We start from the raw sequence: 12,067 nt of genomic DNA, 5'->3' as shown, positions 1-12,067 counted from the left end.
CTGGTTTGACTTTTTTGTTTCTATCCCCAACGTGGATATTGAGCCTAAAAATTCCCTAATATTCCTGTAAAGAGCTTTTTTATTTAAAAAGAGATTGATTTCGGAATATGTATATTTGATACCCTAAATCAGGTATTTTTTTATAGATTTTATAAGGGCATTGTCATTCATGTAAGCATCTTTCATATATTTACAAAAAAATCAGTTTTATAAGTGACTTCATGGTGAAAACGTATAATCAACGCCTTTTTTTACTGCATTTGCTTCTTTTTATTGCCTTGGCAACGTCTTGTATTTCAAATAAAAAGATCATTTATCTACAAGATGAGGAACAGTCCATTCCTGAGGATAGCCTGATTTCATATGATATAGCAGAGTATCGCTTACAGTACAATGATATCATTGATGTGCAAGTATTGACGGCGGAAGATTTGATAGAAAAGGGGTTTGGACAAGCAGATAACCAAAATTATACCAATAGAATGAACTTAGGCCAAGGAGGGGGAGATATTTACTATATGACCGGATATACAGTAGATAAAGAAGGTGATATCCGTTTACCTCTAGTGGGAAAAATCAATGTAGGAGAAATGACCCTTGAAGAGGCGCGTATTTCCATTGAAAGAGCTTTAAGGTCATATGTTACGTCAGAGCTTTATGTACGGGTAAAGCTGGGGGGGATCCGTTATACTGCTTTTGGAGAATTTAGAAAACCAGGTAAATATGTGATCCTACAGGATAGAATGACCATCTTTGAGGCCATTGCCAATGCTGGTGACATGACTGTGGTAGCCAAGAGGGATGAGATCATGCTCATCCGCCAATATCCTGATGGAACCAAATTGCATACTATTAACCTTAATGATAGAAGTATCATCCAATCCCCGTATTATTTTATCCAGCCCAATGACCAGCTATACGCTGAACCTATGAAAGTGAGGGAATTGGGAGCGGGGGAAAATACTGCCCAATCTTTGGCTTTGATCATTTCATCAATTACGGCCGTGGCTTTGGTACTTAATCTAATTAATTAAAAATGAGTAACTTTCAATCTAATCAATCACCACCACCTCCCGTATTTCAGTTTAATCAAGACAATACTTTTGACCTTAAGAATATCATATTTAGGTATCTTAGGAATTGGCCTTGGATTTTATTTTCAATGATTTTAGGTGTCATAGCAGCATTTCTTGTGAACCGATATAGTACCCCGACATGGTCTGTGGAAGGTACTGTGTTGGTTAAGGAGGCCGAGAATAATCTGGGGACTGACCTGTTTGAAACTTCCGGGCTATTAAAGTCTAACAGTAATATTGAAAATGAAATTGGCATCCTTAAGTCTTATACCCTTGCAGAGGAGGTGGTAGAGGGACTTAATATCAATATACAAGCTTACCAGGAAGGGCTTTTGGGGTTGACTAGGCAGTATGGCGCCCACTCCATGATGGTGGAAGTAGATTGGAAGCACCCGCAAATGGTAGAAGGAATGTTTAGGCTTATTGCAAAAGACAATAGTTCTTTTGAACTGTCCTTTATCGAAGAAACTTTCCAAGTCTATAATCCAGCAGATCCTTTTTACAAGACAGATTTAGAAGTCATTGGACTAAAGGAAGGAACTTATCCTTACGATCAGTGGATAGAAGGAGGGAATTTTAAGTTTAGGGTAAAGAATGTTTCTGCCATGGCTGGAGAAAGCTTTTTCTTTCAGTTGCAAGACACCCCTTCCTTGGCCAAACAATATAAATCAGAATTGGTGGTTTCCCCTATCAATAAAGAGGCTTCTATCCTAAGCTTAAAACTGGAAACTCCAGTCAGAAGATTAGGTGAAGACTATTTGAACAAACTGATGGAGGTTTATTTAAAGCGGGAACTGGATGAAAAGAATCGGACTTCGGATAATACAGTGCGTTTTATAGAAAACCAGCTAAGTGGCATTACGGATTCTTTGACCTTCTTTGAGGACAGGTTGGAGCAATATAGAACGCAAAATAAAGTCTTTAACCTTAGTGAAGAAGGTAACCAAATCTTTGAAAGGATGCAGGAACTTGAAACAGAAAGGTCACAGACGGAGATCAACCTTAAATACTATCAGACGCTACAGAATTATCTGGACAATAACAGTGAGGAAGACTTGGTCGTTCCCTCGGTAATAGGGATTTCAGATCCATTGTTAAACTCTTTGGTGATGAATTTGGGAGAACTGCAATCTGAAAGGGTGAGGCTATCGGCTAACTTCTCCGACCAGACTCCTGCTGTGAGAGAAATCAAAAGTAAGATAGCGAATACCAAAAAGGCTTTACGGGAAAATGTCAACTCTGCTATTCGTAATACCCAATCCTTAGTCGATGAAATCAAAGGCAATATTCGACAGATTGACCAACAGATCAATACCCTGCCAGAAACTGAAAGAAGGCTTTTGGGAATTCAGAGGAAATTCAATATCAACGAAAATATTTATGTTTATCTACTCGAAAAGCGGGCAGAAGCGGAAATAACCCGTGCTTCCAATGCGCCTAAAAATTCGGTACTTGATTGGGCCAAAGCAGGCAACCTCCCTGTTTCTCCAAAAACCAAAGTGAATTTACTGCTGGGGTTATTAATGGGTTTTTTGGTGCCGGTAGCTTTTATCTATATCAAGGACTTCTTTAATGTCAAGATAGAAGATGTAAAGGAATTGGAAAAGCTGGCGAAAGTACCTGTAGTAGCAAAAATTGGTCGTGCCAATTATGGTTATGCCAATCCTGTTTTGGACAAGCCCAAATCCCCGGTAACGGAATCCTTCAGGAGCCTTAGGGCGGATATGACTTACTTGAGTCCCAATAAAAAGTACATGACCATCCTCTTTACCTCTACCATTTCAGGGGAAGGAAAGACCTTTTGTGCCGTCAATACCGCCTCGGCCTTTGCCCTAAAAGGCAAAAAGACCTTATTGATGGGCTTAGACTTAAGAAAGCCCAAAATTGCGGATGACTTTAAATTGATTAACGACCGTGGGGTGAGTACATGTTTAAGTTCGGATGTCTCTTGGAAAAATGTGGTGCAAAAAACCAAGACGGAACACTTGGATGTGATGCTCTCAGGGCCTATCCCTCCCAACCCTGCGGAGATCTTGCTTCAGGAGAAATTCAATGAAATCATGATGGAGATCAAAGAGCAATACGAAGTTGTGATCATGGACTGCCCACCTGTAGGCTTGGTTTCAGAGACCAAGGAACTTTTCCGATTTGCGGATATCAATATTTTTGTATTCAGGCAAGAGTATTCCAGGAAAGAAAATGTGGACTTGCTTAATGACCTCCATGAAAGGGGAGGGGTCAAAAAACTATATGGCCTACTTAACGATGTGCATATCAAAAACGCCAGCTATGGCTATGGCTATGGCTATGGCGGTGGCTATGGTTACCACGAAGAAGAACAAGTGTCTTGGTGGAAAAAGCTATTGGGGAAAGCGTAACTTTAGCCATGGGCTTCTATTTGCTGGTCTCCGCCAGTCCTTGTTTGCAACAGGGATTAGCGGAGACCAGTCATTTTAAATACCGTATCATCATTGAGTTTATCGGATATTTATAAGATTACTGGAATTATAAATTCCAATCATAAATAGGTGTAGTCACAGACTACACCTATTTTATTTAAGTACTCCCTGAGTTTAGGTATTTTAAATACCGCATTGTAGCACTCGCCCATTTAGTAAGAAAGTTTTCGGGATGCTGGGCTTACAAGTTCCCCTCATATTAAGGTCTGGTCATAGACTATACACCTAGTGTAGGTCATGGAGTGAAAATTTAGTCGAATATAGATCCTTAGGGATTCTAAGAATTATCACAGGCAAACTCCAATTATCATCAAAAGGTGTACTCAGGGAAAATGCCTTCTAAGGGCTTTGCAACTAATAGAAAGGATTATACCGGTAAACAAACGGATAATTGTATCCAGGAATTTTTTACCCGGATTATGCATTGGGGTTCGTTATGAGGACTGAAAAATACAAGGAAAGCAGTCTGTTTGGAGACTGAGGCATAGCCTCGGCTATGGTGAAGCTGTCTACCTTCAGGTAGTGTCGAAAGCAGCAACAAAGCGACTGATTTAAAAGTAGGTTCAAGCTGTATTAAATTTTCTTTACAATATTTCAGTTTTAATGGGTACAGGTTGTTTCAGACTGTAAAATATTGGTACTTATGATTTTATAAATTAGGCCAAACGACTTACGTTACTTATACCAATAATAATGATAAAAATACCAATATAAAAAATTGAATTTTACTGTCAGGAAAAAGTATTTTAGAACATAAGACTTCTGTTCTTATAAGGACTTAGTTTTAGACAATATTATGTATTGCTGATCAATGTATTTGTTTTTTGAACAAAAATGGGGCATTTAATTTTATATTCTTATTTCTAGAAAAAATATATTTTTACCTGATATTAGTGTTTTTATCTATGTTTTTTTGTCGTTTGTTGTTTTTCATTAAAAAAAGTTTCTGTAAAACAATGTTTGTTGAATATTATTTAAAAAAATACCCTGAAAAGGTTATTTTTTTAAATAATGCAGTTAATTAATTATGAAAACCATTTTTTTAATTAATTTTTTGACATATTTGCACCTCGATATAACTGGTAAATTTTTCCTGTTGGGAAAATAAGTTAGTTAGCTTTTGAAGGGTGAGATTTTTGGGGTCAACATATTTTAATAAAAGAGCATATCCATTTGGATATCATTTCAGTAACCATGTTTTTTCTGAAGCGAGCACAAGCTGCTGACTGTAAAATGGAATCATGGGACTGACAATAGCGAAGCTTTGTGCGATTTTGAAAGGCGCTCTTTCGTGGAACTATAAGAATTAAAAAATAGTAAAAAAGAATTGAACAGGCCTATTGAAGTTAAGGTGATGTAGCCTTAGTCATACATCAAACAAGCATATATTTGTTAACGGAAATGGCGTATTTTAGGTTCCTATTCTTTTGAATTAATTAGTGATAAGGAACTTAGCTCCTGAACCAAAGACAGTTTGAACCGAAACCACAGCGATATCCTATCTGCAATAGTTAGGAAGATTCGGCAAGTTGAGGCACTGGAATTATATACTTCCAATCATAGTAAGGTGTAGTCACAGACGACACCCAATGAAAAAACAAATAGAAACTCAGTGCCTTCTCAGTACGCGCTGTTTTAAAGTCAACTAATATACCAATGGAAAAGAATCAAAAAGTGGCCTTGATCACCGGGATTACCGGACAGGATGGAGCCTACCTGGCGGAACTGTTATTGGAAAAGGGGTATAAGGTCCATGGGATCAAGCGCCGTTCTTCATTATTCAACACTGACCGTATTGATCACCTGTATGAGGATCCTCATGTAGAAAATCCCCAATTGGTGCTCCACTATGGAGATATGACTGATTCCATGAACCTGACCAGGATCATTCAGGAAACCCAACCGGACGAGATTTATAACTTGGCGGCCATGTCGCATGTAAAGGTGTCCTTTGATACCCCAGAATATACGGCCAATGCTGATGGCATAGGTACACTGAGAATATTAGAGGCTATCCGTTTTTTAGGACTGGAAAAGAAAACCAGGGTGTACCAGGCTTCTACTTCCGAACTCTATGGCTTGGTACAGGCGGTACCACAAACGGAAGCCACGCCTTTCTATCCTCGTTCTCCTTATGCTGTGGCCAAGATGTACGCCTACTGGATTACGGTCAATTACCGGGAGGCTTATGATATCTTTGCCTGTAATGGTATTCTCTTTAACCACGAGTCGCCGCTACGGGGAGAGACCTTTGTAACCAGAAAAATTACCAGGGCTGCTGCTAAGATCGCCTTGGGCTTACAGGAACATATTTTCTTGGGTAATCTGGACTCCAAAAGGGATTGGGGACATGCCAAGGACTATGTGCGCATGATGTGGATGATCCTGCAAGCCGAGCAAGCTGAGGATTGGGTTATTGCAACAGGGGTAACCACCACAGTAAGGGACTTTGTCAAGATGGCCTTTGCCCATGCAGGCTTGCTGCTACGCTTCGAAGGAGAAGGAGTCAATGAAGTGGGGATCTTGGATGCTATCGATGATGCTAGATATATGGAAGTCACAGGGCAGAGTGTATCAAGCACTTTACTGCACCTACTTGAAACCCCCATTGTATCGGTAGATCCTAAATATTTCCGTCCTACGGAAGTGGACCTGCTGATCGGAGATGCTACCAAGGCCAAGGAAAAATTGGGTTGGATTCCTGAATATGACCTACAGGCTTTGGTGACGGATATGATGGAAGCGGATGTGGCTCTTTTCCAGAGAGATCTTTATTTGAAGAAAGGTGGACACAAGGTATTGACCCAAGCCGAGTAAGTCTTTCGAGATAAGGCCATATATTTGTATAAATTAAGTCAATACCTCTTCAGGTTTTGATCAATTCGAAGTAAATCAAGAGGATCATTGGAAAGTCAGTGTCAAAAGTTGTAGTGCGTGGCTATAATTTTTGGACAGGTAGTCATCAGGAAGGCCAACTGGAATATATTTAGTCAATTCTAATTTAGATGCAATCGGTTATCAGGTTAAAGAGACGAATCGTAGAATCAAAAGAAATGAGCAAACTCATCAGTGTCATGGTAGATCAGGGCATCATGAGCTTGGCTACTTTCTTTACTACGGTGGTTTTGGCCAGAAATGTCAGCAAAAACGATTATGCTAATTTCGTTTTGCTGGTATCCATTACCCTTTTTATTCTAGGTATCCAGAGTGCTCTTATATCAAAGCCTTTTGCCATTAATCAAAATGATTTTGGCAAACACCGTGTGCAACAATACAGAAACTACACTTATTTATTCAAGTTGTTCTTTACACTAGGTTTGGTTTTAACGATTCCCGTCCTTTACTTGCTTGATCATGGCTTTGATTCGGACCTGTTTGCATTGGGCATCTTTTATATACTGGCTTATTTGTCTTATTACTTTTTAAGGGAAATGCTATTGAGTGAAAGAAAAACAAAAGACAACCTGATTTGTGGTCTTTTTGGAGGTGGAGGGATCCTCCTCTTCTTACTGTTTTTCTTCTTATCGGGAAACACCAGCCTCAACCTTTTTTTGATGGGAAGCAGTTTGATCTATTTGGTTATTAGTGGCGTGTTTTACCTCAAAAACTATCAAAAGGTCAAGGTGGAACTAAGATGGATCAAGTATTTCAAAAAAGTCAATTGGAAAGTGGGGAAATGGTTACTGGGATCCAATTTGTTTTTTCACATTGCCAATCAAGTCTACCCCTGGCTTTTGCTAATTTTGTCCAGAAAGGAAGATATAGCTACTGTAGGGATATTGATGAGTATTGCCAGTTTAATTAACCCTATCCTGACTGCCTTGAGTGCATATCTGCTACCGATTTTTGTCCGGTCCAATAAGGAAATCGGAAAAATAAAAGAACTGACAAAGAAATGGACCCTGATCTTCTTCATCATGGCCTTGATACTGGTGCTTATAGGGCTTGGGATGGGAAATAATATTGTCCAATGGTTTTTCAGTGAAAAGTATGCAGGTTTGGGATTTGTTGTATTTTTGCCCTTTATAAACCAAGCCATCAATATACTGTTCCAGCCAATTAAGGTGGCCATGAATGCGGTAAAAAGGACGGATGTCGCTTTTCAATTGCTGGTAATGAGAAGTGTTGTTGCCGTGCTTTTGGGATACTATCTTGTTTTAAATTATGGCGTTTTGGGTGTGTTTATGACCAAAATCATCGAAAATATCATCTATAATGGTTTTCAGGTTTATTGGTTTAACAAACTGTTAAATGGCAATATGCCAAAACTAAGTTAACGAAGAACCAATTTCAATAACATTCTATGGCAATTCTATATTTCTTTGTTTCTCCGTTGTTGGGGGTTTTCTTTTCAGCGATGAGCTTGATTAAGAATTTCACAAAGGATAATGCTTTGTTGTTGAGCCTGTTATCGAGTGCGGTGTTGGGCGTTTTGAATGCCAACAAAATTCCTGAAAGTGATTTATACAATTACATCGAAAATTACAGAAGTATAGGTGGGTTTGGTTTCTTGGATTATATCAATCACAGTCTTAAGGAGCCTGCATTTTTTATGTATAATTATATACTGCACACAGTATTTGCAGGAAATGTGAAGTTGTATTTAATAGCCCATACCACGATTTGTTACTTTTTGATAGGCTATGCCATCATTAGGTGCCAAGAGAAACTGGGGTTTTCCCCTCTAGTTCTTTTTGCCGGCTTCATTGCTGCTTTTGGCTTTCCGAATTTGTTTTCATTATCTGCCCATTTGATGAGACAGTTCTTGGCAGCCTCGCTGATTATGGTATTTATTGTGGAGTATGGTTTTTGGGGGAATAGAAAGCTGGGAAGGTTATTGTTGGTATTGGCATGTTTTACCCACAGTACGGCATTTATTTTCATCTTGGCCCTTTTGCCAGGTATGATGAAACCGGTTTCTTTGAAAAGGACTATCACGGTATTGATCTTTTCTGGTGTTATATTCACTATCCTGTTTAAGTATGCCTTTGTTTTGGAGCGAATATTTTCTTCTTTACCATTTCTGTCATACGTCTTTAGCAGAATAAATCAAACAGAATCGATTGATCTGGAACCCTTGGGCAATTTAGGTATCATATTATTTACCTTGGTGATATTGTTTGCAGGGTTTTTTGCTAAGAATAACCAACAAATTAAGGGGGGGAATTTAACATTCTATTTGGCCATTGTGATCTTTGCATTTGTTTTGGTAAACTTAAATAATACCGAACTGGCCCTAAGGTTTGGCTTCTATTTGTATTTTTTCTTTCCAGTGGCCTGGTACCTGTTCTTGGGATATATAGACAGAAAGTTCAATCACCGTCTTGGTGAGCTAATTTGCATGGTCTCCACTGTATTTATTGTATGGTTTGTCTATAAGCTGATCAATGGGGTATGGCAGTATGAAAACATAAAGGCAGTATTATTAATAAAAAATATATGAATGCACCGATTTGCCTCTTTACCTATAACCGGCTAGAAGAAACCCAAAAAACGGTGGAAGCATTACGTGCCAATTACCTGGCCGGTGATTCCGAACTGTACATCTTCTCCGATGGGTGGAAAAGCGAGAGCGGTAAAGAAAAGGTCCTTGGGGTAAGGTCTTACCTGAAGTCCATCGAGGGGTTTAAGAAAGTAATAATATTCGAAAGCCCTCAAAACCAAGGCCTGGCCAAGTCCATCATAGGAGGCGTAACCAAGGTCTTGGAAAGTCATAAAAGGGTAATTGTATTGGAAGACGATCTGGTTACAGCTCCCAATTTTCTGAACTTTATGAATCAGGGGCTGGAATTTTATGAAGATGATGAAAATGTAATTTCAGTATCTGGTTATACACTTGACCTACCAAGCTTGCCTGGAAGAGGAGACTATTATTTCGGACTTCGAGCTTCTTCATGGGGATGGGGTACATGGCGGAATAGATGGGAGCAAATAGACTGGGAGGTTTCTGATTATGAAGATTTTGTTAAGAGTACTAGCCTCAAGAAGAGGTTTAATAGAGGAGGATCAGATATGTGCAAAATGCTATCAGCTCAAATGAATGGAAGGATTGATTCGTGGGCAATTAGATTTTGTTATCATCAGTTTAAGAATGGAATGGTCACGGTATTTCCTTCATCTTCAAAACTGTATAGTGTAGGTTTTAGTTCAAATGCTACACATACAGTTGAAACAAAAAGGTTTGAAACAAATTTAGATCAGAGCAATAAGAAGAGCTATTTATTTGAAAAATATCAAGGTGTTGATGACATGCTCGTTAAAGAGTTTAGGATGAAGTTTTCAATAAAAGCTAGAGTTCTCGATAAAATTGGTAAAATACTAAGAAAGTGAAAAAAAGAATTTTGTTTTTGTTGACGCTACCTCCCCCTATTCATGGCTCGTCGGTTGTAGCTAAACAGATTGTTAATAGTGATGTAATAAACAAAAACTTCGACACTAATTTCATTAATATTGGGACTTCTCAGAAAGTTCAAGATATAGGTAAAGGTGGTAAAGATAAATTGTTGGCATTTATAAGGGTTTATAAAAATGTTTTTAAGGCACTTATCAACGATAAGTTTGATATAGTTTATTTATCTCCAGCTATGCTGGGAAAAGGATTATTAAAGGATTCAATACTTGTATTTTTAGTCAGATTATTTAATTCAAGAATTATCCTTCATTTACATAATAAAGGAGCAGGACTGAATAAAAAATACTTAAATCATTTATTGTATAAAAATTTGTTTTTTAAAACTAAAGTAATTTTGCTCTCTCCTTATTTATACGATGATATAAGTAAATATGTCAAAGAAGATGAAGTGTTTTATTGCCCGAATGGGATACCTGAATCTTCAGTAGAATTAAGCGATAAGAAAATAAATAGTATTCCAACAATTCTTTTTTTGTCTAATTTAATAGAGTCAAAGGGTATTTATGAGTTGCTAGACGCTTGTCATATCATTAGAAAAAAGGGTGTAGATTTTAAATGCTACGTTGCAGGGAATGAGGGGGATGTTTCTTATGTTCAACTTCAAAATGAAATCTTAGAAAGAAATTTGGGAGAGAATATTCAGATATGTGGAAAAGTGGAAGGAGATACAAAATCAGAACTTTTTTCACAATCAGATATTTTTGTTTTCCCAACATATTATCCTTATGAAACTTTTGGCCTTGTGAATCTTGAAGCAATGCAACATGGCCTACCAATAATTTCAACATTCGAGGGTGGTATACCAAGTGTGATTAGTAATGGCAAGACCGGATTTTTAATTGAACAAAAAAATACTGTCGCTTTAGCAGACCATATTCAGGAATTACTGATTAACTCTGATTTGAGAGAAACAATGGGCAAAAATGGAAGAGATAGGTTCCTTAAGAATTTTACCCTTAGAATTTTTGAAAATAGATTATTGAATATTTTAAAAGAGGCATCAAACTAAATGAGTTACATTAAACTTACCTTTCTTGGTGATGTAATGCTCGGCAGAGATATCAGTAAAAGATTTTTAAAAAACTCTGATAGCATAGTAGAGGACAATGTTGTTGTTCACTTAAAAGAGTCCGATTATGTTTTTGCTAACTTGGAAGCCCCAATATCAACAATTCCAGAAGATGAAGGAGATTTAATGAATTTTGTTGGTACCCCAACCATGTTGGATAAGGTTTCATATATTCATGGATTTTCACTTGCTAATAATCATATCAATGATGCAGGGAATGTTGGGGTTATTGATTCTATAAAACACTTAGAAAAGAAAAAAGTTGGACATAATGGATTTTATGACCAAGAATATGAACCATTAGTAATAAACAATAATGGAGAAAAGGTAGCTATTATCTGTTGTACGGACATTCTAAATGTTCCGATGGATGAACATTTTGATAAGAAGCTACTTTGGTTGGAAAACCCCATAATTGATAAAAAGATTAAACAATACAAGGACCTCGGCTATTTTGTGGCTTTGTATGCGCACGGAGGAATAATGTTTACTAGGTTTCCAAACCCTGCTTTTAGAAAAATACTGCATGAAAAGGTGGATTTAGGAGTAGATTGTATAGTCACTGTTCATCCTCATGTTTTAGGAGGAATGGAATATTACAAAGGCAAACCTATTTTTTATAGCATTGGTGATTTTATTATGGATGGACAATCTGAAAGGAGAAGAAAGGCATGTGTTTTAGATGTTACAATAAAAAATAGTGAGTTGTTGGATTGGTGCATCAAACCGACTTTTATATCAAAAGATTTGAGTACTGTTTTTCCAAATGAGAAACAGCAAGAAAAAATTATAAATAGTTGGAATAGTGTTTCAAAGCTGCTCAAAGAAAACTCTAATGAATATGAGAAGTTTTACAAGGAGCAATATAAAAAAGAGATAATTTTACATTCTATCTCAACTATTCATTTTCAAATAAAGTATAAAGGGGTTTTATCATTAATTAAGCTATTTTTTAAAAGATTTAAAGACTTTAAAAATATGGCTCGATGGGCAATGAAGGATACTAGTTCTATGCGTAATAACCTAGAAGATAAAAATATGCTTTAATGAT

Annotated in this window: 8 protein-coding genes; all 8 read left to right on the top strand. The window is 37.3% G+C overall.

Annotated features, from left to right (window positions below; all coding sequences use genetic code 11):
• Nucleotides 1-221 precede the first annotated feature (221 nt).
• The 8 genes from JL001_RS22315 to JL001_RS22280 all read left to right on the top strand — a co-directional run bounded on the left by JL001_RS22315 (nucleotide 222) and on the right by JL001_RS22280 (nucleotide 12,063).
• Nucleotides 222-1,034, top strand: coding sequence for a polysaccharide biosynthesis/export family protein (locus tag JL001_RS22315; RefSeq protein ID WP_200980058.1), 813 nt, complete (start codon nucleotides 222-224; stop codon nucleotides 1,032-1,034).
• 2 nt (nucleotides 1,035-1,036) lie between these two features.
• Complete coding sequence (locus JL001_RS22310; RefSeq protein WP_200980056.1) at nucleotides 1,037-3,454, top strand: tyrosine-protein kinase; 2,418 nt, start codon at nucleotides 1,037-1,039, stop codon at nucleotides 3,452-3,454.
• Nucleotides 3,455-5,191: 1,737 nt separating this feature from the next.
• The gene (gene gmd, locus JL001_RS22305; protein WP_200980054.1) at nucleotides 5,192-6,352 is read left to right on the top strand and encodes a GDP-mannose 4,6-dehydratase; all 1,161 of its coding nucleotides are present in this window, start codon (nucleotides 5,192-5,194) and stop codon (nucleotides 6,350-6,352) included.
• Nucleotides 6,353-6,588: 236 nt separating this feature from the next.
• A complete protein-coding gene (locus JL001_RS22300; protein WP_200980053.1) occupies nucleotides 6,589-7,812 on the top strand; it encodes a lipopolysaccharide biosynthesis protein in 1,224 nt (407 codons plus the stop codon).
• Between the two features lie 26 nt (nucleotides 7,813-7,838).
• Nucleotides 7,839-8,978, top strand: a complete 1,140-nt coding sequence (locus tag JL001_RS22295) for an EpsG family protein (protein WP_200980052.1) — start codon at nucleotides 7,839-7,841, stop codon at nucleotides 8,976-8,978.
• Nucleotides 8,975-9,865 (top strand): glycosyltransferase, encoded by an 891-nt coding sequence (locus JL001_RS22290; protein ID WP_200980051.1) that lies wholly within the window; start codon nucleotides 8,975-8,977, stop codon nucleotides 9,863-9,865. Before JL001_RS22295 ends, JL001_RS22290 begins: the two co-directional genes overlap by 4 nt.
• A complete protein-coding gene (locus JL001_RS22285) occupies nucleotides 9,862-10,956 on the top strand; it encodes a glycosyltransferase family 4 protein (protein ID WP_200980050.1) in 1,095 nt (364 codons plus the stop codon). Before JL001_RS22290 ends, JL001_RS22285 begins: the two co-directional genes overlap by 4 nt.
• Nucleotides 10,957-12,063 carry a CapA family protein gene (locus tag JL001_RS22280; RefSeq protein WP_200980049.1) on the top strand — a complete coding sequence of 369 codons (1,107 nt, stop codon included), beginning with the start codon at nucleotides 10,957-10,959 and terminating at the stop codon, nucleotides 12,061-12,063.
• Nucleotides 12,064-12,067: the final 4 nt, after the last annotated feature.

This window comes from Echinicola sp. 20G (assembly GCF_015533855.1).
Lineage (GTDB): Bacteria > Bacteroidota > Bacteroidia > Cytophagales > Cyclobacteriaceae > Echinicola.
Note: the sequence above shows the minus strand (reverse complement) of the source record. Positions and strands in the feature narration are given on the sequence as shown.